This is a genomic window from Sunxiuqinia sp. A32 (assembly GCF_052690465.1).
Window position 1 is genome coordinate 410,555 of the sequence record NZ_JBQYLI010000001.1, and the last position, 21,059, is coordinate 431,613.

The 21,059-nt window shown below is 37.4% G+C and carries 15 protein-coding genes, 3 tRNA genes and 1 other RNA gene; 9 read left to right on the plus strand and 10 right to left on the minus strand.

What is annotated here, in order from left to right:
* The first annotated feature begins 56 nt into the window (after window positions 1-56).
* Window positions 57-5,825, plus strand: a complete 5,769-nt coding sequence (locus tag ACUNWD_RS01500) for a hypothetical protein (protein ID WP_445585992.1) — start codon at window positions 57-59, stop codon at window positions 5,823-5,825.
* A 33-nt stretch (window positions 5,826-5,858) separates the two neighbouring features.
* Here ACUNWD_RS01500 and ACUNWD_RS01505 read toward each other — a convergent pair whose 3' ends face one another.
* Together ACUNWD_RS01505 and trxA are read right to left on the minus strand one after the other, a co-directional pair.
* Entirely contained in the window at window positions 5,859-6,986 is a 1,128-nt protein-coding gene (locus ACUNWD_RS01505) for a sensor histidine kinase (protein WP_445585993.1), read from the minus strand.
* Between the two features lie 54 nt (window positions 6,987-7,040).
* Window positions 7,041-7,340 (minus strand): thioredoxin, encoded by a 300-nt coding sequence (gene trxA / locus ACUNWD_RS01510; protein ID WP_445585994.1) that lies wholly within the window; start codon window positions 7,338-7,340, stop codon window positions 7,041-7,043.
* A 236-nt stretch (window positions 7,341-7,576) separates the two neighbouring features.
* On the opposite strand from trxA, the gene ACUNWD_RS01515 reads away from it, so the two are divergent.
* Window positions 7,577-8,011: an arsenate reductase/protein-tyrosine-phosphatase family protein gene (locus ACUNWD_RS01515; RefSeq protein WP_445585995.1), complete on the plus strand. Its 435-nt coding sequence runs from the start codon at window positions 7,577-7,579 to the stop codon at window positions 8,009-8,011.
* Here the strand turns inward: ACUNWD_RS01515 and ACUNWD_RS01520 are convergent.
* Window positions 8,008-9,393: an aminopeptidase P family protein gene (locus tag ACUNWD_RS01520; RefSeq protein ID WP_445585996.1), complete on the minus strand. Its 1,386-nt coding sequence runs from the start codon at window positions 9,391-9,393 to the stop codon at window positions 8,008-8,010. The genes ACUNWD_RS01515 and ACUNWD_RS01520 overlap by 4 nt on opposite strands.
* A gap of 185 nt (window positions 9,394-9,578) precedes the next feature.
* On the opposite strand from ACUNWD_RS01520, the gene ACUNWD_RS01525 reads away from it, so the two are divergent.
* Window positions 9,579-10,301 carry a cytidylate kinase-like family protein gene (locus ACUNWD_RS01525; RefSeq protein WP_445585997.1) on the plus strand — a complete coding sequence of 241 codons (723 nt, stop codon included), beginning with the start codon at window positions 9,579-9,581 and terminating at the stop codon, window positions 10,299-10,301.
* Between the two features lie 39 nt (window positions 10,302-10,340).
* Here the strand turns inward: ACUNWD_RS01525 and ACUNWD_RS01530 are convergent, their stop codons facing one another.
* The gene (locus ACUNWD_RS01530; RefSeq protein WP_445585998.1) at window positions 10,341-11,822 is read right to left on the minus strand and encodes a family 16 glycoside hydrolase; all 1,482 of its coding nucleotides are present in this window, start codon (window positions 11,820-11,822) and stop codon (window positions 10,341-10,343) included.
* Window positions 11,823-11,885: 63 nt separating this feature from the next.
* Complete coding sequence (locus ACUNWD_RS01535) at window positions 11,886-13,214, minus strand: MFS transporter (protein ID WP_445585999.1); 1,329 nt, start codon at window positions 13,212-13,214, stop codon at window positions 11,886-11,888.
* 249 nt (window positions 13,215-13,463) lie between these two features.
* On the opposite strand from ACUNWD_RS01535, the gene ACUNWD_RS01540 reads away from it, so the two are divergent.
* Entirely contained in the window at window positions 13,464-14,810 is a 1,347-nt protein-coding gene (locus tag ACUNWD_RS01540; RefSeq protein WP_445586000.1) for a GntP family permease, read from the plus strand.
* Here ACUNWD_RS01540 and ACUNWD_RS01545 read toward each other — a convergent pair.
* From ACUNWD_RS01545 to ACUNWD_RS01555, 3 genes are all read right to left on the minus strand, one after another.
* Window positions 14,807-15,316, minus strand: a complete 510-nt coding sequence (locus ACUNWD_RS01545) for a DUF4252 domain-containing protein (protein WP_445586001.1) — start codon at window positions 15,314-15,316, stop codon at window positions 14,807-14,809. The two genes, ACUNWD_RS01540 and ACUNWD_RS01545, sit on opposite strands and share 4 nt — an antisense overlap.
* A gap of 150 nt (window positions 15,317-15,466) precedes the next feature.
* Window positions 15,467-16,420 carry a glycosyltransferase family 2 protein gene (locus tag ACUNWD_RS01550; RefSeq protein WP_445586002.1) on the minus strand — a complete coding sequence of 318 codons (954 nt, stop codon included), beginning with the start codon at window positions 16,418-16,420 and terminating at the stop codon, window positions 15,467-15,469.
* Between the two features lie 8 nt (window positions 16,421-16,428).
* The gene (locus tag ACUNWD_RS01555) at window positions 16,429-17,025 is read right to left on the minus strand and encodes a DUF4199 domain-containing protein (RefSeq protein ID WP_445586003.1); all 597 of its coding nucleotides are present in this window, start codon (window positions 17,023-17,025) and stop codon (window positions 16,429-16,431) included.
* A 217-nt stretch (window positions 17,026-17,242) separates the two neighbouring features.
* Here ACUNWD_RS01555 and ffs point away from each other — a divergent pair.
* From ffs to ACUNWD_RS01575, 4 genes are all read left to right on the plus strand, one after another.
* Window positions 17,243-17,342, plus strand: an RNA gene (ffs, locus tag ACUNWD_RS01560) — signal recognition particle sRNA small type.
* Window positions 17,343-17,356: 14 nt separating this feature from the next.
* Window positions 17,357-17,430: transfer RNA gene (locus ACUNWD_RS01565), tRNA-Thr, on the plus strand.
* Window positions 17,431-17,460: 30 nt separating this feature from the next.
* Window positions 17,461-17,546: transfer RNA gene (locus tag ACUNWD_RS01570), tRNA-Tyr, on the plus strand.
* A 76-nt stretch (window positions 17,547-17,622) separates the two neighbouring features.
* Window positions 17,623-17,695: transfer RNA gene (locus ACUNWD_RS01575), tRNA-Gly, on the plus strand.
* A gap of 41 nt (window positions 17,696-17,736) precedes the next feature.
* Here the strand turns inward: ACUNWD_RS01575 and ACUNWD_RS01580 are convergent.
* A complete protein-coding gene (locus ACUNWD_RS01580) occupies window positions 17,737-18,387 on the minus strand; it encodes a ferredoxin--NADP reductase (RefSeq protein ID WP_445586004.1) in 651 nt (216 codons plus the stop codon).
* A 12-nt stretch (window positions 18,388-18,399) separates the two neighbouring features.
* On the minus strand, window positions 18,400-19,263 hold the full coding sequence (gene lipA, locus ACUNWD_RS01585; protein WP_445586005.1) for a lipoyl synthase: 864 nt from the start codon (window positions 19,261-19,263) through the stop codon (window positions 18,400-18,402).
* A gap of 231 nt (window positions 19,264-19,494) precedes the next feature.
* Here lipA and ACUNWD_RS01590 point away from each other — a divergent pair, with 231 nt between their 5' ends.
* Window positions 19,495-21,054 (plus strand): ArnT family glycosyltransferase, encoded by a 1,560-nt coding sequence (locus ACUNWD_RS01590; protein WP_445586006.1) that lies wholly within the window; start codon window positions 19,495-19,497, stop codon window positions 21,052-21,054.
* The last annotated feature ends 5 nt before the right edge of the window (window positions 21,055-21,059 follow it).

A 21,059-nucleotide genomic window follows, 5' to 3' on the forward strand; every position in this document is an offset into this window, starting at 1 on the left:
CAAGTTTGGACAGAGAAGTTAAGTAGGTATCATTAGAAAAGGGGAAATTGCAAACGATGGTTGTTTATTGGATTAAAAGATTTTTTGTCTGCCTAGTTTTGTTTTTTGCGGTAACACAATTATTCGCACAAGAGCAAAATTACTTTGTTGTTACAGGAAGAATTACCACTGATGATGGTCGTACGGATGGTGCCACCATCCAGGTTATAAAAAACGATACGGAAACAGAGATTGTTACTCCTCCTCGAACTGGACGTTTCCGTTTTGAATTTGAATACAACAACGAGTATGAACTCAGCTTTCAAAAAGATGGATTCTTTAAAAAGATAATTGTTATCTCATCCCATGTTCCCCAGGAAGTTTGGGAACGTAATAATGAGTTTCCTCCATTTTCATTCATAGTTAATTTATTCAAGGCATTGCCGGGTATTGATAAAAGCTTTACCAATAAGCCGGTCGGACGCGTTTTTTATAATGCATCTATCGACAATTTTGATTCTGAAATATACTTCTCAGATATACAGATTGAGGAGCAAATTGAAGAAGCAATTATTCAAAATAATGAATTGTCAGCCGAACAACGTGAGATTAATCGGGCGAATGACGCAGATATGGAGACGCGTGAAAAGGAGTACGACAAAGCAATTAAAGAAGCAAATGCAATGTATCAGCAGCAGCAACTTGATGGTGCGCTTGAAAAATATACATATGCCGGTGAATTGTTCCCTGATCGTCCATATCCGAAAGACCGTGTGGCTGAATTGAATGATCTTATTGCGGCTAAAAAATTAGCGGATCAGCGACTAGCCGAACAAATGGCAAAATACCAAGACGCGATTGATCAAGCTGATGATTTGTTTGATAATCAGCAATATGATCAAGCCAAACAAATCTATCAGAACGCATTGGAGATAAAGCCGGGTGATGAATATGCAGCAGGAAGAGTTTCAGAATCAGATCAACGATATCAACAATTGCAGATTGACCAGCAATACAATGACTTAATTGCTCAAGCGGATCAATTGTTTCAATCAGCCAATTTTCAGGAAGCACGCGATAAATATGTAGAGGCTGCTGCATTAAAACCCGGAGAAGAAGCTTATGCTCAATCTCAAATTGCTAAAATAGATGAAGAAATTCAGCGGACACAAGAATTGGCTGCCCTGGAGCAACAATATCAGGAAGCAATGAATAGAGGAGAAACAGCTTTCCGTTCTCAGGATTATAATCAGGCTTTAGTTTCTTATAGAAAAGCTGCGGATTTAAAGCAAGATGATTCTACCGCCAAGGAAAGGGTTGCTCAGGTTGAGGGAATAATCCTGCAAAATGAAAATCAGGAAAATTACAACAAGCACATTCAAGATGCTGATGCAGCTTTCAATAGTGGAGACCTTGCATCGGCAAAATCACTTTATGAGGAGGCTTTAACTCATTTGCCGACTGAAACATATCCGTCAGAACAAATTGCAGAGATAGATCGCCGTGTTGAGCAAGATGCCGATTTTGAAATGCTAATGAATTTGGCGAATGAACGTTTTCAGGCTGGCGATTGGGCTCAATCCAGGTCTTTGTATGAAGACGCCAGGAAAATTAGAGACGATGAACAAATTAGCAATCGGATAAGTGAAATTGATCGCCTTATTGCAGAAAAGGAGTTAAATGATCGGTATGTGGGTTTAATTCAAAATGCAGATGATCAATTCGTTGCCGGACAGTATGAACAGGCCAAAAGCTCTTATCAACAAGCTTCTGAGTTAAACCCAGATGAACAGTATCCAAAAGACCAGTTATCCAAAATTGATGAGGAGTTGGCAAGACTGGCAGAAATAGCACAAAAGGAAGCTTTATACCAATCTGCAATGCAAGAAGGAAGTCAGGCTTTCGGAAGTGGTCAGTATCAAGCAGCGTTGGGAGCATATCAGCGTGCACTTGCCAATAAGGAAAATGATCCAGTAGCCCAGGAACGAATCACAGAGACTGAAAACATGATTTCTTTGCAAGAAACCAGAAGTCGCTATGATGAGCAAATTGCTCGTGCAGATGACGCATTTGAAGCTGAAGATTGGGAGAATGCTAAAAGTCTGTATCAACAGGCAATTGCCATATTGCCAGATGAAAGTTACCCTCAGGAGCGAATTAGTCAAATTGATCAGATAGTAGAAAGAAATAACCAGTTTGATCAGTACGTAGCGCAAGCACAGCAGGCTTTTTCAGCTGAAGACTATCAATTGGCGAAAGACTTGTACCATCAAGCGTATGATATAAAAAGTCAGGTTAATCTTACCGATCGAATCGCTGAAATTGATCAAATAATTGAGCAGAAAGCAGAAGAGCAAAGACTTGAGCAGGAGCGACTGGCTGCGTTGGATCAGGACTATCAGGAAGCTATTAATCGGGGGAATGACTTATTGACTGAGAATTCGTTTGATGATGCAAGAGCTGCTTATCAAGAAGCAAAACAACTCAAACCAGAAGAAACTTTACCTGATGAATTAATTAATCGGGCAAATTCTTTACAAGCTGAATATGAGCAGCAAATAGCAGAGGAGAAGGCGAGGGAAGAGGCTCGTTTATTTGCAATTCAGCAAGAGAAAGATCAGAATTACAACCGGGCGGTTCAAATGGGGGACAGTTTGTTTGCTGCTTCTCAATTGGAATTGGCAAAGGTTCAATTTGAATCGGCAACTGAAATCAAGCCGGAAGAAACTTATCCGGTCGAACAGTTGAAATTGGTAGAAGAACGAATTCAGGAGCTGGCTCGTTTAAATGCATCCTATAATGAAGCTATTGAGGCTGCGAATCAATTTGAACGGCAAAATGAATATGAACAAGCAGTTGCTAGGTTTCAGGAGGCTTTGCAATATCGTCCGGAAGAAGAATATCCTAAAAACCAGATTGCTCGCTTAACAGATTTGATTGTAAAACGTGAAGCGGCTGAACAACTGGAAAATGAATATCAATCGGAAATTCAAGCTGGTGATTCTTTATTTGCCTTGAATGAATTTGACAACTCAAAAGCAAGATTTGTTAAAGCATCAGAGTTAAAGCCGAACGAAAGTTACCCAAGGAGTAAGATTCGGGAGATTGATGCAGCAATGAATCAATTGGCGGAGGAACAAGCTCGGCAACAAGCGATCGACGAATCTTATCAGGAAGCAATACAAATGGCAGATCAGGCATTTTCTCAGAATGATTATCCCAATGCCAAATCGAATTATAACGAAGCATTGAGGATTAAGCCAGAGGAGACTTATCCAAAAGATCAGATTGCAATTATTGATCAAAGAATACAGCAACAAATAGAGGATAGTTTCAATGAAGCACTTGCCAGAGCTGATCGTTTGTTTGCTGAAGAAAATTACAGAGATTCCAGAATTGCATACAATGAGGCATTAGCAATAAAGCCTGCTGATCAACATTCGTCGAACCAGATTGCTAAGATCGATCAATTATTACAACAATTAGCTCGCCAGCAACAAGAACAAGAAGAGCAGGAGCGATCATACCAGGAAAAAATGCAATTAGGAGAAATGGCTTTTAATAGCAGTCAATACCAAAATGCAAAAACTGCCTATCAGGAAGCATTGGTCTTAAAACCTGAAGAACTATTGCCTGCTCAACAAATCGAGAAAATTGATAGTTTACTGGCAGAATTGCAGCGTCAGGAAGAAATTAATCAACTTTATTCCCAGGCCATTCAGGATGGGCAGAATGCTTATCGTCAAAATCAATTGCCGGAAGCAATAAGTTTTTATCAGCAAGCTTTGACTCATAAGCCAGATGAACCAATGCCGAAGCAGCGAATTGCTGAAATTGAGTCGATGATTGCTCAGCAAGAAGAGATTGAACGCCTGGCACAAATGGAAGAAGAACAACGAATGGCTCGCTTGAAAGCCAGGCAGGATAAATATTATGCTGCAATAGCTAGCGGAGATCAGGCGTATAATGCAGATCAACTGGGACAGGCACGAGAGTTTTACACCCAAGCGTTGGATGCGATGCCTGATGAAGAGTATGCTAAAACACAGATTGCTGAAATTGATCGTGTTATTGAAGAACGTGCCGTTGCTGAGATGCAACAAAAACAACAGGCATTTCAGGATTCATTGAGAGCAGCGCAAGAAGAGGCGTTTGGTTTAAAAATGGATCAGGCAGAGCAATATGTGACTGAAAAGGCTTTTGATAATGCAATCGCCGAGTTTCAGGCAGCGATCCAAATATTGCCAGATCGAAGATCGGAAGTCAATGATCGAATTAGTTACGTTCAGGAGCTAAAAAGAAATTTGCAAGATCAGCAAGCTAATTACGACGATGCGATTGCTAGAGGTGATGAATTCTATCAAAATCGAAATCTGCAAAATTCGGTGAGTGCCTATGAGGAAGCACTTCAATACAAACCCAATGAAAATTATCCGGCTGAAAGAATTCGATACATTCAATCGGTCATTCAAACGAAAGAAGCGAACTATACAGCAGCAATAAGTGAAGCTGATAAGTATTTTGAGACACAAGATTGGTTTAATGCGAAGGATAAATACACTGAAGCACTTTCTATTAAAAATGACGAAAGTTATCCGTCTCAGCAATTGGTAATTGTGAATCAAAATATTCAAGAGATGCAGGAAGCTCAAAAGGCTCTTGAAATGACTGAGGAGTCGTACAAAGAAGCAATTGCAAGTGGAGAACAAGCTTTATTAAATGATCAACTTTCAGCTTCCCTAATGCACTTTGAATTTGCCAAGGAGTTAAAGCCGAATGAGACATATCCTGATGTGAAAATTAAAGAGATTCAGGATTTAATTGCTCAACGAAAGCAGGCAGAGGAACTGGCACAACAACAAGCAATGGTTGATGACCAATATCGCCAAATGATTTCTCAGGCTGATAATTCATTTAAACAAGAAAGCTATACGGTTGCTAAAACACAATATAATCTAGCCTTGTCTATTAAGCCAGAAGAAGATTATCCACAGAATCAAATTGCAATTATTGATCAGATTTTGGCAGATCGAGAGAACGTTGTTGTACCTGCTCAGGTTGAAACTCCAGCAATAATTAATCAACCTGTAGCAGAACCTGTAGCTACTCAAAATAGCCCAACGATAGAATATACTCCGGTTGTGCGCACCAGTGAATATGATAACAGCCTTCGGTTGGCAGATCAGGCATATGCACAGAAAGACTATACGGTGGCTCAGTTCTATTATTTTAAAGCGTTAAAAGAGCAACCAAATTCTTCGTATGCAAATTCACGGATTAGAGAGATTGCTACCTTAATTGACCAAACAATGTTAGCGACGGAATTGACTGCTTATAAAGAAGCCGTTAATAAAGCAGACATTGAGTTTGCAAATAAGAATTATAGTATCGCACGTTTCTATTATTATAAGGCTCTGGAAATTAAGTCGTGGGAACAATATCCGAAGGATCGCGTTGAAGAAATTAGGGTTTTAACAAATTCAAGGCTTACGCAACGCGAGGAGGAAGAATATCGTGATTTAATTGCCAAGGCAGATGAAGCATATTTCAAAAAAGAATTAGCAGTTGCCCGGTCTTATTATACACAATCTCTCAGTATTAAAAAAGATGAACGTTATCCCCAAATTAAGCTAAAAGATATTGACAAGTTGGTTGAGCAACAGTTCAAAAATGAAGAGAATCAGCAATATTTGGACGTTGTGGCCGAGGCCGATAAGGCATTGTATGCGAACAATTATAGTATTGCCCGTTTCTATTATAATAAGGCTTTAGGATTAAAACCAAATGAAAAATATCCAAAAGAGCAATTGCAAAAGATAAAAGAGTTGATTTTAAATAAGCAATAACAATCGGGATGCTTGTTGCAATATTTTATAAGGCTAAATAGATTTGGGTAAGAAAGCATAGAACGTTGTGCCAGATTCTACTGTGCTGATAAAGCTGACTTTCCCTTTCAAATACTTCTCTACTAGTAATTTCATGCTATATGTTCCTACACCACGATTTATCCCTTTTGTGGAGAATGAACGTTTGAAAATCTGATCTTGAATATGCTTTGGTATAAATGTATTATTATGAACGCTAATGCAATATTGGTCGTCTTGCTTTTCCACCTCAATAATGACTTTTTCTTTGAAATCAATTGCTTCCAGAGCATTTTTTGTCATATTAACTACAGTCCTGCTCAATAGAGTTAGATCTGTAATTATGGTATCGTTCCCGACTTTATTACTAATGGCAATCTCCTTGTCATAAGCAACTTGATGAAACTTCATTTTGCCTAAAATTTCTTCTAAGAAAGTTTGGAGGCGAATCGGTTTAGGATCGACAATTAAACCATCACTTTCAGCTTTTATAAATAATTGCTGTGCTCTAATTTCATCAATAATCTGATCACTCAGGCTATTCATTATTGTAAGGTATTCACCTTTTTCATCTTTTTCTAGCTGAGGGAAAAGTTGAATAATTCCACTTAAACTTCCGGCAATATTAAGAATATCGTGGAAGAAGATACGTTCAAGGATTTGTTTGCGCTTATATTCCGAAATATCAACAATGGAAATGATCATGTATTGATCTTCGAAAAGTAGTGGAGTTGCACTTATTTCAAGATCAAGCTGGTGGGTAATATTATCCTTAACGGATGTGATTTTACATTCACGCGTTATTTTTTTATTTTCTTTCCACGCTATTTCAATTGCATTAAAAGCTCCACAGTATTTACATTTTTCGGTTGTGCCACAACCTCCGGTATCATTGTCAGCATTCTCACAATTGAATATTTCACCGGGCCGCATTCCCAGAATATTAGTTTCAATATCCAATCCGAATTTATCACGTAAAATATCATTCGTAAATACGAGTTGATTGCTTTTATTAATGATACAAATGATTGAAGACAGGGAAGAAAGTATTTCTTTGATGTATTCAATACGCTCAATAGTTGCTTTGCTGTTAATTACTGCGTCAAGCGGTTCCCGTTGTTTTAGTCTATTGAATTCTTGCATTTTTGATCCGTGCTAGGTACGCAATTTGCAAAAAAAAAGATAAATCTGGTTGACTTATGTCAAATTTTGAATAATATTTACTAATTCAGTTACATTATAAACACCGACGCCCGTCCATTGCGGGATTCCGGCTTTAAAGAGTATGATTGTTGGAATGCTTTTAACGTTATATTGGTTGGCTATAAATGGATTTTTATCAACATTAACTTTAACCACACGAAAGCGTAAATTACAGTTTTCTTTTACCTCTTTAATAATTGGTTCCAATTGTTTACATGGGACACACCAATCCGCATAAAAATCAACTAAAACAAGCCCCTCAGATTTAATAATATTCCTAAAACGACGATTCATCTCCTTCTCAAATTAATTACTGATGTATTTGCAGTTGATCTAATGGTTCAGCGATTATAAGTATAAACATGAGATCATTTGAATGGTTGTTAAATTCAAATAGATTTACACAATCGGCAATAGATGATACTGATAGTTGTGTTTATCTGTTTGTAAATCAAAAGGAACGATGATTTATGTTCTTTGATTTTAATAAACAATAACGTATCTTTTTATAAGTGGAAAAGTGAACTGACATGAAAGTGATTTTTATATGTCCTGGAGGTAATTCTTGCAGAAGTCTGATTGCAAAAACTGTATTGCTTGCTATTTCTGAAGAAATAGAGGTGTTCTCATATGGCATGGAAAAGATGCAATGTTCTGATCAGTTTATTTTTGATTTAATGGAAGAATATGGCTATAAAATTGAAACGACGGATACATCGCAATTGGACGACCATAATGATGTTGTTTTTGATTATCTGATTACCATTTACGACATGAATAAAGAAAAACTATCACCTCTGCCGTTTAAATATATTCATAAATTACACCTTGATTTTGCAGCACCGAATAGTATGAGCGAGCACTACCTAACCAAAGTGAATTTATATAAACATTTGATTGAAGAAATTAAAGTTGAGCTAGAATATTTTTACTATCATATGCTGCGTTCAGACTCTGTGGTTTAAACTGTTGCAGCTTCAACTTCCTCTGTTGTTATTGGAATCCTCTTATCAAGTAATTCACATCCTTGATCAGTGATTAAAAGATCGTCTTCCAGGCGGATGCCGCCAAAGCTTTTATAGTGGTCAAGCTTTTCAAAATTGATAAAACCAGAGTTGATTTTTTCGTTTTTCCACTTCTCTATTAATGCTGGTATAAAATAGATGCCCGGTTCATTGGTGATTACAAATCCTTTTTCAAGTTTTCGTCCCAAACGGAGATAGGCTGTGCCGAATTGATTAACAGGGCGGGTTTCATCGTCGTAGCCGACATAAATCTGACCTAGATCTTCCATGTCATGTACATCCAATCCCATCATATGTCCCAGTCCATGTGGGAAAAATAAGGCATGTGCTCCAGCTTTTACAGCATCCTCAATATTTCCTTTCATTAATCCGATTGCTTTTAATCCTTCCGCTATCAGTTCTGCAACTTTTAAGTGAACCGACAGATAGGTAACTCCGGCTTTTGATAATTCAAAAGCTCTGTTGTTGGCTGCTAAAACGATCTCGTATATTTCTCGTTGTTGCTGTGTGAATTTTCCTCCAACAGGAGTGGTTCTTGTAAAATCAGATGCATAATGCGAGGTTGTTTCGGAACCTGCATCAACTAACATTAAACGACCCTTCTCAAGAATTTGTGAGTGATCGTGATTGTGCAATGTTTCACCATTTTGTGATAAAATAATGGGGAAAGATGGCATGCCACCATGAGACATCGATATACCTTCCATCACACCTGCAATTTTCTGTTCCCACACACCTGGTTGTGCCATTTTCATTGCAGCAATATGCATCTGGTAACCTCCTTCTGCTGCTTTCTTTAATTCTTCAATTTCAACAAAATCTTTTACCGAACGCAATGATATAACTGCCTTAATTAATTCCAGGGAAGCGTAATTTTCTTGTTTGGATGGAGCAAGCCCCAGAAGCTCTTGAATTAATAGTTTGTTTTCTGCACGATAGGGTGGGAGAAAATGAACTTTTCTTCCTTGAGATACTGCCTTTAACATTACGTCAAACAGGTTTTTGAAAGGTTGAGAGTTACTTATACCAACCTTGCTTGCATTATCGCTGAACCTTACTTGAGGCCCCATCCATATGATATCTTCAATATCAACATCATCACCGAAAAGCATTTCTTCCCCGCTATCCACATCTATAATACCTGCTAGGTTTTGAAAGTCTAATCCGAAGAAATATAGGAAGTTACTATCTTGTCTGAAATGATAGGTATTATCCCGATAATTCATTGGAGAATCACTATTCCCAAGGATAAGAATTAAACCGCTTTGAACTAGATTTTTTAATTTTTCTCGTCTTTCGACGTATATTTTTGATTGAAACATAAATGTAGTTTTTTGAGATATTTATTGAATTGGAAAGATATAAAATTATTAAGGCTCCTTTTTATGATATTTCTCTTGATCAATTTTCAATTTAAGAAAAAATAGTAAGATAAATTGATACTCATAAACATATAACTGATCGCATAAGTCAATCGTAAAAGAAAATAAACTTTATACTCTCAGCCATGGAAAATTCATTGCTTAACTACATGAATAAACGCCTGGGGCAAACACAAAGCTCAGCTTCCAGGGGTCGAAATACTGCCGGTCCTGTTGTTACAATTTCGAGAGAAGTTGGATGCGGTGGATTGAAAATTGCAAAAAAATTAGCTAAATCATTAAATGAATACTTGTTATGCAAGAAGTGGCAGGTAATTAGTAAGGAAGTATTAGCTAAAAGTGCTCGCGAATTAGAATTAGATCCGCAAAAAGTGAGTCGTTTATTTACTTCTAATGAACGGTTTACCTTTGATGAAATACTTGCCGCATTTAGTGATAAGAAATATAAAAGCGACCGGGTAATTCGAAAGGGTGTTAAAGAAGTTGTTAGGACCTTTGCAGTTAGCGGATGTTGTATTATCGTCGGTCGTGCGGCGCATATTATAGCTAATGATATTGAACAGTCCTTACATATAAAGCTAACAGCACCGTTAGATTGGCGTGTTGATAAAATTGCATTTAATCATCAAATTTCAAAAGAGGAAGCTTTAAAGTACATCGAGAAAACCGAGTTGGAAAGATATAATTTCCGTAAACATTTTATGAAAGATAAACATGTTGCAGAGGAGTTTGATCTTATTATTAATGCATCAAAAATGGACAGTACAAAAATTGTGAAACTAATACGAACCGCCCTTGAATTGAAAGGAATCGGTGCATATCAGCCCGGTAAGCTTTCATCGGTGTAAAATAAAGCCGGGTAATTTAAACTACCCGGCTTTACTTTGTTATCCTGTTATTTGATCGGGCAATCCTTTTGTTTGAACTGGTTTTGATCCATTTGGTTTCGGCATAAACATGTCTTTATAAGTAAGTCCAAGTTTTTTCATCATTTCTAATGAATAATCCAAAGTTCCCAAATCACTGGTTGTGTTATTCGTTCCAAAAGTAAATTTGACTCCTGCCTCTTTCGCTTTTTTCAATATTTTCTCGGACGGTAACTTGAGTCTTGAATTTATCTCAAGTGCCACCTTGTTTTTAGCCAATACATTTACAAAGCGATCAATCCTTTCATCGGTCCACAATTCATCATATTTGGCAGCAAGTACTTCCGGAAGATAGGTTGGATTAACATGAATATCGACGGGTTCTTTAGATAGGATATTTTCAATTTTACCTACTAGTTGCTCCATGAAATCCTGTTCGTTTTTTACAAATACTTCTTCTGGTATCCATAGTCTCATGCGGTGGCCGTCACGATCTGTCCATGTCATTGCATCTGTAAATACATAATCAAATTTTGCAATTGCTTCTGGCGAGAAAAGTGTCACCCATTCGCGACCTTCCGCCTGCATCCCCCGAAAGATTGGCTGAGCTTTAACTGTATCCATGTAGGCGAAAAGAGATTCATCATTCGTTACCGGAAAATGTAATCCACAGTTTGGGGCGATCCCATAATTGATGCCAAGTTTCATAGAATTTTCGATAGCCTGCTCAATTGTTAGCCCACCTTTTAAATGAACATGAAAATCAATAACAGGGAAATTTGCATGATGAAGTTGGGTAATTTTTGTATCCCATTCTTTCGAAGTTGGGGGAGTGAGTTTTTCGCCATCAGGTAGCACCTTAATTTTAATGTCTTTAAAGTAAACTTTACTTCCTTCGTCATGACATTGAAGCGCCAGCAATCCGCGACTGAAAACTTTCATTTTGTCATTTTTGATTCTCCACGGATCATCTGGTTGTACATAGTCGTTTACTTTCCTGTTGTTTACAAACACTTCCACATGATTTTCCACAACTTTAAATGAAAGCTCAAACCACTCATTGTCATTATGTGTAGGGAAATATACATTTCTAACGCCGTAGATACTCCCCGTTTTTTTAAGTTCCTGAAAATCTCCTTCCCGTTCGTATGAGTTATCTATTTGAACTTCGTAGCCTCGTAGTAGTGGACCATATGGCTGTTCCTGTGTGTGAAAAACGACGCCAGAGTTTGAACTTGGTAGTGTTTTTACCATTGTTTTGAATTCGAAATTCTTGAAAACTCCATTTTTATAGTCACCCTTATAAAATAGGTGAGCTCTTGGGCCATCGCAATAAATAGCACCATCAACAACTTTGAATGATTCCGGATTTTCGTTGGCTTCCCATCCGGTCAAGTCAGTTCCATTAAATAAATCAATCCATTCTCCATCTTTGGATTTTGAGCAGGAAATAGATAGTAAGTACAGGAATATCAGACCAATTATGGCAGAATAGTTTTTCATTTTGAATTGTTTAGTTGATTAGACTTAACAAAGATATAATTCCTCTCAAATAATCAGTCGAGTTTATTCTGCTTTTTCTTGTGGATTATTGGCTTTGAAAGCGGCCAGAAAATATATGAAGGTGAGGCCAAAGCAAATCCAGGAAGCGACAGCATATCCACCAAATATCGACAGTGAGTAACTAAATAATAACGGTCCCAGAGCACTAAAAAATACAAGGATGGACATCGCAAAACCGCTGATTGCACCCAGATGTTCACGTCCATAAAAACGAGGCCAGACGACTGCAGCCAAAACACTGAAAAGTCCATTCATAATGGCGTTACCAACAATAAGGAGAACGTAACTTGTGCTATTTTCAAGAAGTGCAAGCGATGCCATGGAAGTCATTCCTCCGGCAAGTAGCAGAATGAGTAACTTTTTTAATTGAATCCTGTCACTTAACCAACCGCCACCAAGCGTAATTGCAACTGATATGATTGATGTTGGAATAAATACAGAAAGTGCTTTCATTTTATCCATTTGTGCATGCTCAAAGATTGAGATAAGGTGAAAGGTGAATCCTGTATAATACATTGAAAACATTGCAAGAGATAACACGAAAACCCAAAAAGGAAGTGTTCGTTTCGCTTCATATAAGGTGAATTGCTTTTCTGCTTTTACGATCACTTTCGGATCCTTTTTGACATTGTAGTTTCCATCCGGCTTTAGTTCACAGTCTTCCGGATTATCCCTGAAAAACAAGAATATTAAAATAGAGAAACCAAAACCACAAATGATAGCCAATATAATCCACGCATTTCTCCAATTGTAACCTTCAATTAGAAAGTTAAAAACCAAGGGCGTAATTGAAAAACCAAAAGATACAAAAACGCTGCTAACCCCACTTGCAAAACCTCTTCTGGCAACGAACCATTTCATTAGCATATTTCGGGAAAGCATTGTCAGCACTCCCTGACCAGAGAATCGAAGTAGAAAAAAACACAATAAAATTACGACAAATGAAAGGTAAAATTGAGCTTCACCAATATTTAGCAATTTGCCTAATGAAATGGCTATTTTATCAACCTGACTCAACATCAAAAGCACGGTTCCTAAAAGCCAGGTAATAATAATCCCGAGCCAGCGCGCACCAATTTTGTCGTAAAGTTTTCCTCCTAAAGTAATGATGAGAGAACTGCCAATGGTGCCAAGCATGTACGCTAAACTCAGTTGGTCACGACTCATACCCATAGCTTCAAGCAAATGGTCGGTAAAAGTAGATACACCCATAGTTTGACCAGGGGCACTCATTATAATACCAATCGTTGCAAGAATTAAAATATGCCAGCCATAGAAAATCTTTGATTTCGACGGTTGGAAAGGGAAGTTATTGAATCTACTCTTTATCAAATTAGTTCAAATTTTAAGCAAAATTACAAGGATATTATGTTGTAGAACTAAAACACCTCTTCTTCAGCATTGCTATTCATGATTTCTTAATAACATCAATGAATCCTGTTTTGATCACATCTTGTTAAATCAATGATAATGAAATAGAAAATAAAGAAGAGAAACGGCTAACATCAAAAATGAAATTCAGCAATTTGGTTTCATTTCCAAAATGATAAGACTATTTTAGTAGGAACAATAAACTAAACTATGGGACACGGTACAATTTTATTACTAGCCTTACTAATTTCTGTACTGTTTATTATCGTTGGTACAGCAAAGTTAAAAATGCACCCTTTTGTCGTTTTATTACTGGCGTGTTTCATCGTCGGATTCATAGCAGGAATGCCATCAGGCGAAATCACTCAAACAATTACTGGTGGCTTTGGACAAATACTCGCTTATATTGGTATTGTGATTGTTTTGGGAACTATCATCGGAACAATTCTTGAAAAGTCTGGCGCGGCAATTCGATTAGCAGATTTAACCGTCAAGCTTGTTGGGAAAAAATATCCGACTTTAGCAATGGGAATCATCGGTTACATTGTATCAATCCCTGTGTTTTGCGATTCTGCATTTGTGATTTTGTCGTCTCTAAAAAGATCATTGGTTCGGAAAACCGGAAAGTCGGCAGTTGCAATGACAATTGCGCTGGCTACGGGTTTGTATGCAACACACACCTTTGTGCCTCCAACGCCAGGGCCGGTTGCCGCTGCTGGAAATTTGGGAATTGATAAGCAACTGGGATTGGTCATCTTATTTGGTTTACTTGTTTCAATGGTTGCAATGTTGGGTGGATATTTATGGTCGTTATTTGTTGGCAAACATTACCAAACAGAAGAAGACATTGAATTGAAAATGGATATTGTTGATGATGCTTTTCAAAAATTACCTTCAGCCACACTTTCTGTTTTACCTATTATTTTGCCCATCGTACTGATTGCATTGAGATCGATCGTATTGTTGGTTGCTTCAGAATCGGTGAATATATTCACTCAACTGGTTGATTTTCTTGGGAATCCGGTGAATGCGTTATTGATTGGACTTTTTACCTCTTTTCCACTACTTCCACGTATGGATATTAAAAAGCTCAGCAGTTGGATTGGAGAAGGAATTCAGTCTTCTGCTTCAATATTGGTTATTACTGGTGCGGGCGGGGCATTTGGCGCCATGTTAAAAGCGACTCATATTGGCGACTATCTGGGAGAGGTTCTTTCCGGTTATGAAATGGGACTTTTGCTGCCATTCATTATTGCAGCGGCATTGAAAACTGCTCAAGGTTCTTCGACTGTTTCTTTGGTTGCAACGTCAGCGTTGGTGTTTCCTCTTCTCTCAAGTTTGGGCCTTGATTCTGATGTCGGGAAAGCTTTAACAGTTATGGCTATTGGGGCAGGTGCAATGACTGTGTCTCATGCCAATGACAGTTTCTTCTGGGTAGTTACGCAATTCAGCAAAATGGATGTAAAAACAGGATACCGAACGCATACACTAGCGACTCTTATTCAGGGAATTATTTCTTTTGTTGTCGTCTATATATTGGGACTTATTTTTCTTTAATTAAATCGAACAAGACTGGTAATACTTCTGCCATCATTATATTGATTGGTAACTCTTGCGATTTGGTCAATTGTAAATTCGCCTTTTATAAAAACCAATGCATTATTTTCACCACCTACCATAATAATCAAATTCCTGATTTCTTCATCATCAGCCATTTGTGCCATTATTTTAACATTGTTTCCATCTTCTTTCACGGTCATTAATTCCGTGTAGGAATTATCGTCAATTAAACGATTGAATTCGTTATAAAAATTGACATCCGGGTAGGCGAATTCATCATCGACAGCCAGTACTTTTACTTTATCAATGTTTTGTAGAAGTTCTTTTTCTGCAGGCTCTAAATCACCAAAAGCGACTGCTGTTCGAATTAAAAAACCGGGAACTGTTATTGATATGATGCCGTTATGACCACTGTATTTTGAAAATGCTGCATCAACTGCAGGATCATTGTTACAGGATGCAAAAAGGAAAAGCGCAAAAATAAAATAGACGATATTTTTCATGAATTTGGTATTTGATATACTATTCAGACGTTTAATGAGTGAAAAGATTACACGAAAATTATCATGAATGTTTACAAGCAACAATTTTTTTCGATCAACGAAGTTATTTTCGTGATCAATTGAATCTTTTGGAGTTATCTAAGGTAGCTGTTACAACGTCTTTTTTTCGATTTGGTATTTATTTCGTTCACTGGAGTTTCTACTTACCAGTTCTCCAATGAAACCAGCCAGAAAAAGCTGACTACCAATAATCATTGCAGTTAGTGCTAAATAGAAATAAGGGCTTTCAGTTACTCTTGGAGCAGCAATATGCTGGTAGACTGAGATAACTTTGTTAATACCAACCCAAGCTGCAGCAAGCAAACCTGCAAAAAACATAATAGAACCCAAAATGCCGAAAAAGTGCATGGGACGCTTTCCAAATCTGGAAATAAATATTACTGACAATAAATCAAGTGGTCCGCGAATAAAACGCTCAATACCAAATTTGGTGACTCCATATTTGCGTTCCTGATGTTGAACTACTTTTTCGCCAATCTTCTTGAATCCGGCCCATTTTGCTAAAATTGGAATATACCGGTGCATCTCACCGTACACTTCAATGCTTTTGATTACTTGTTTGCGATAGGCTTTCAATCCACAGTTGAAGTCGTGAATTTTAATTCTGGTTGACCGACGGGCAATCCAATTATAAAATTTGGAAGGAATGTTCTTTGATAGAATTGGGTCGTATCTTTTTTTCTTCCATCCTGAAACCAGATCATATTTTTCATCGACGATCATTTGGTATAATTCAGGAATTTCTTCAGGATTATCCTGAAGATCTGCATCCATCGTAATTACAACTTCCCCTTCTGTTTCTGCAAAACCAACATATAGGGCAGCCGATTTTCCATAATTCCGTCTGAATTTAATTCCCTTTACAGAACTGTCTTCTTTCGAAAGTGATTCAATTATTTGCCATGAGTTATCAGTGCTGCCATCATCAATAAGCATGATTTCATAGCTGAAACCATGCTTATTCATGACCGTCCTGATCCATGAGACTAATTCAGGAATTGATTCTTCCTCATTTAGTAAAGGAATAACGACGGAAATATCCATAATTGATATTATTCTTCAGATTTTACTTCTTCCATTGCTTCGTCAAAAGCATCTTCATTATTGATGTTCTTTTTTATAATTGCAGAACTGATTAAAGACATGATGCTTCCTCCAATGAGGCCAAAGATAACACTTTGCCGTAATAATTGAAGTGGAGTTGGTTTTTCTTGAGCAGCCATTTGGTTAAGTGTCTCTTCAATTTGTGCTTCTGGAACACCCTTGCTAGACATCATTTGATAAACTTTGTCTTGCATGCTTGTCATGACGCGCTCCTGGTATCCGGGATCGATAAAGTTGTGGAAAATATAATTGTAGAGAGAGGTAATAACTGTACTCAAGACAACAATGAATAATCCAAATAGAAACGCATCTTTGAAGGTTATTTGTCCGCCCAAGTTGATATCTCTGTATCTTTTTGTGAAAACGATAAGCAGAACTACAGTGATAACCAGCGATACCAGCATAATGACGAAACTTCCAAAGATCCCCATGTTTTCAATTAGCTTGGTGATCCAAACAATAACAGAAAAAAGGATGGATACAATTGCAAGAATGATTCCGGCATTCATTGCAGGTTTGAGCATTGAAGTTGACTTTTGTTCCATAATTTAAGTTTTTGTAGATATGTATAGCAAATATATCGGAATTTTCTGAGTGAAGTTATAGTAGAGGACTTTTTCTGGGGTGAAATAAAAAAAATGAAAAAAAAGTATTTAAATATTTTGTTGAAGTTTAATTGGTTAGTCATTCTGACGAAAAAAAAAATGCTTGTGTCTGCAGTTTTCGTTTGCAGGCAAATCAAAATTTTCTACTTTTGTCGCCGGGTAAGTCCTGTGCGACCAGCTCCCGCTGAATCCCCCCAGGGTCGGAAGGCAGCAAGGGTAGGCGGTTGTAGCGGTGCGACACAGGTAGCTTACCCACCTTTTTGAAATTTTTGCCGAATTAGCTCAGTTGGCCAGAGCACGTGATTTGTAATCTCGGGGTCCTCAGTTCGAATCTGAGATTCGGCTCATAAAGTTCTAAAAATATTGATAAGTTTTGGGGAGATACCAAAGTGGCCAACTGGGGCAGACTGTAAATCTGCTGGCGCACGCCTTCGTAGGTTCGAATCCTGCTCTCCCCACCACTGAAAATTCAAATCCCATTTATCAAATTCCAATTTTTGGGTTTTGTTATTTGTTGTTTGGATTTTGGTTCAAGTTGCGGGAGTAGCTCAGCTGATAGAGCATTAGCCTTCCAAGCTAAGGGTCGCGAGTTTGAATCTCGTCTCCCGCTCAAGTAAAAAGGACATTCAATTTTGGATGTCCTTTTTTATTTCAGAAAAAAACTTCGGTACGTATATTCTCGGGAGGTACTCCTTCATTTTCCAATATAGTCGTGACCTCCTCAATCATGTCTGAATTTCCACACAAATAGCAAATCGTCTGGTCTTCGATCGGATTTTCCTTTAAATAGGAGCTGACACGTCCAAAATAGTCCCCATCTTCCATTCTTGAAGTACACAAGCAAAAACTGTCTTTATTGAACGCTTGACGACCATATGCTTCATCTGCAAAATGAACTCCGTGCAATACCTGGTAATTTAGATTTGAATAACTTTTTACATATGAATGAAAAGGTGATATTCCCGTTCCTGTGGCAATGAATAAGGCCGGATGCCCATTTTTATTACTTTCGTCTAGTATGAAAAATCCTCTGGGACCTTCTACTTGTAAAGAACTTCCCGGTTTCAAATGTCGTAGATACCTGCTAAAATCACCTCCTTCGACTTCTCTTACCAAAAAAGAAAGTTTCTCATCATTCACTGAACTGTAAATAGAGTATTCCCTTCCTTCACCACTGTCAGGATTACGTAAAACAACATATTGACCTGGTTCAAAATCAAAATTATTGCGAGTTAGGTGAATAATAAATGTTTCCGGGGTTAGGTGTTCCAGGTTTATAACCTGATGAATTTGTTTGTGCATGTTAGTAGTTTTTCAAGCTTGTACGTGGCGTTCTGCATGATAGGAAGAGCGAACCAATGGGCTGCTTTCAACATATCTGAATCCACGTTTGTAGGCTTCTTTTCTATATGTTTCAAATTGTTCGGGTGTGATGTATTCTACAACCTTCATTAAATGTGGATCGGGTTGAAGATATTGTCCAAGTGTAAGCACTTTACATCCTGCATTTTTTAAATCATCCATTGCTTCAATAACTTCTTCCGGTTTTTCTCCAAGTCCCAGCATGATTCCTGATTTCGGCACAATACCTGATTCTGCGATGTACGAAATAACTTTCAAGCTACGGTCATAGCGAGCTGTACTTCTAATTTTCGGAGTAAGTCTTCGCACGGTTTCCAGATTGTGGGAAATGACCTCGGGTTTTGCATCAATTACTTGTTGCACCAATTCCTTTTTTGCATGAAAATCCGGAATCAAGGTTTCGATGGTTGTCTGCGGATTTAACTCTTTGATGGTTTTAATGGTCAAGGCCCAAAAACGGGCACCACCATCTTCCAGGTCATCCCGATCAACTGATGTGATTACACAATGCTTTAATCCAAGTGTTTGAATGGTTTCTGCAAGGCGTTTTGGCTCCTCCCAGTCAACAGGATCAGGAATTAAATTCTTAACATAGCAAAAGCGACAGTTTCGCGTACATTTATCTCCTAAAATCATAAAACTGGCAGTTCCGGCATTCCAGCATTCTCCTTTATTCGGACAATTTCCGCTGGTGCAAATCGTATTTAATTTATGCTCCGAAATTAATCTCTTTACTTTCGAATAGTTTTCTCCATTGGGTAAAGGTGATTTCATCCAACGCGGTAAACGTTCCCTTTGTTCTTTAATCTCACTCATCTAAAATAGATTTTGCTACATAAACAGGATAAACACAGGCTTGTTCATGAAAAATTTAGAAGGTGAAACTACCAGCCATTTTATTTATTTGGGAGAATGTTATTTTTCATCGGATATCTCTATCATGTCCAGGAAAAAATACAAATATCAAATCAGTTGGTCTTTATATGCTCCATTAGAAAATGCCGTGTATTATTGATATTATTGTAATAAATATGATATTTCGTGATAATGAATCAGTTTTTACAGAAGAAAAGCAGTATTTGGTGGTTATTGGGAGTTAATTTTTTTTTGCGCCTGATTGTTTTATTCGCTACCAATTTAGGAAACGATGAAGTTTATTATACGCTGTACGCGTTATTTCCCGATTGGAGTTATTTCGATCATCCACCAATGGTTGGAATATTGATTCGCCTTTCCACCTTTAATTTGACATTAATTTACAATGACTTTTTTGTTCGTTTTGGAGCATTAATATTGGGATCAGTAAATCTGTTTCTGGTTTACCAAATCGGAAAACTGCTAAAAGACCGTACAACCGGATTAGTGGCAGCTATTCTCTTATCTGCTTCATTTTATAGTTCTATAATTGTTGGAGCTTTTGTATTGCCCGACACACCTCAAAGTACTTTTTGGTTGTTATCCATACTGTTTTTTCTTAGCTATTTAATTAGAGAGGGTAAAGGTTATTTATTGTTATTTGGACTGGCAGTCGGATTTGCCATATTGTCGAAATACCATGCAATTTATTTATGGGCTGGGGTTTTCGTTTATCTGTTGATGTTTAATCGAAAGGAATTTCTGAATCCATATATGTGGCTTTCCGGAGTCATTAGCATATTGGTTTTCTCCCCGGTAATTTATTGGAATTTGACTAGCGAATATTCAGGAATTGCATATCATGCAAGTAGGGTTGGTAATGATTCATTGATTCCAACTATTAAATATTTTTTTCCAGAATTCTTTGGTCAGATTTTTTACAACAATCCGTTTAATTTTTATCTGATTGTTGTTAGTTTGATCATTTTATACAGGCAACGAAAAGCATTGCTAAATCGCAATGTTGCTTTCTTGTTATGTATTAGCTTGCCTTTAATAATCACCACTCTGGGGATGTCCTTTTTCAATAGAACCTTGCCTCATTGGAGTGGCCCATCCTATTTTGGATTAGTGTTAATTGCATCGTATGTTTTCAGTACCACGGGATTGGTTTTTGAAAGAAAAACATTGAAGCGTGTGATGATTTACGGACACTCCTTAGTTGTTGTTCTGATTGTTTTTTCACTTATTCAAATCAATTATGGTTTTTTAACCGGAAGTGAAAAAGTGTCAAATGATCGGGTGGGGAAAGGAGACTTCACAGTTGATATCGGATTTTGGGATGAAATAGCCGATGAATTGAATCAGGTAATTGATCGGGAAATTGAGAATAAGAATATTTCAGCTGATTATGTAATACTTACTCATAAATGGTTTCCGGCAAGTCATTTGGATTATTATTTTGCCATGCCACACGAAAAGAAACTGTTTGTTTATGGTGAAAGAAATAACCAGCATCTTTACTTAAAAATAAACAAAAGAAGAGGGCCTCTAACTGTTGGGACTGATGTGCTTTATGTTACGACATCCGCCTATTTTACTGCGCCTGATAAAGAATTGGAAAATCATTTTGAGAAGGTATCAAAGCCATTAATAATTCCAATCATTAAAAACGGAAAGAAGCGGGTTAATATATTTGTTTGGGAACTAAAAAATTTGAAAGAGGACTTTGAACTGACCACTAACTTGTGAGTTAT

Excerpts from the sequence above, each read along its gene's own strand:
- ACUNWD_RS01555 (WP_445586003.1), bottom strand. The coding sequence starts at position 17,025 with ATGGAACAAAAGTCAACTTCAATGCTCAAACCTGCAATGAATGCCGGA.
- ACUNWD_RS01580 (WP_445586004.1), bottom strand. The coding sequence starts at position 18,387 with ATGCACAAACAAATTCATCAGGTTATAAACCTGGAACACCTAACCCCG.
- ACUNWD_RS01505 (WP_445585993.1), bottom strand. The coding sequence starts at position 6,986 with ATGCAAGAATTCAATAGACTAAAACAACGGGAACCGCTTGACGCAGTA.
- ACUNWD_RS01525 (WP_445585997.1), top strand. The coding sequence starts at position 9,579 with ATGGAAAATTCATTGCTTAACTACATGAATAAACGCCTGGGGCAAACA.
- ACUNWD_RS01545 (WP_445586001.1), bottom strand. The coding sequence starts at position 15,316 with ATGAAAAATATCGTCTATTTTATTTTTGCGCTTTTCCTTTTTGCATCC.
- lipA (WP_445586005.1), bottom strand. The coding sequence starts at position 19,263 with ATGAGTGAGATTAAAGAACAAAGGGAACGTTTACCGCGTTGGATGAAA.
- ACUNWD_RS01590 (WP_445586006.1), top strand. The coding sequence starts at position 19,495 with ATGAATCAGTTTTTACAGAAGAAAAGCAGTATTTGGTGGTTATTGGGA.
- trxA (WP_445585994.1), bottom strand. The coding sequence starts at position 7,340 with ATGAATCGTCGTTTTAGGAATATTATTAAATCTGAGGGGCTTGTTTTA.
- ACUNWD_RS01500 (WP_445585992.1), top strand. The coding sequence starts at position 57 with ATGGTTGTTTATTGGATTAAAAGATTTTTTGTCTGCCTAGTTTTGTTT.
- ACUNWD_RS01550 (WP_445586002.1), bottom strand. The coding sequence starts at position 16,420 with ATGGATATTTCCGTCGTTATTCCTTTACTAAATGAGGAAGAATCAATT.
- ACUNWD_RS01515 (WP_445585995.1), top strand. The coding sequence starts at position 7,577 with ATGAAAGTGATTTTTATATGTCCTGGAGGTAATTCTTGCAGAAGTCTG.
- ACUNWD_RS01540 (WP_445586000.1), top strand. The coding sequence starts at position 13,464 with ATGGGACACGGTACAATTTTATTACTAGCCTTACTAATTTCTGTACTG.
- ACUNWD_RS01520 (WP_445585996.1), bottom strand. The coding sequence starts at position 9,393 with ATGTTTCAATCAAAAATATACGTCGAAAGACGAGAAAAATTAAAAAAT.
- ACUNWD_RS01530 (WP_445585998.1), bottom strand. The coding sequence starts at position 11,822 with ATGAAAAACTATTCTGCCATAATTGGTCTGATATTCCTGTACTTACTA.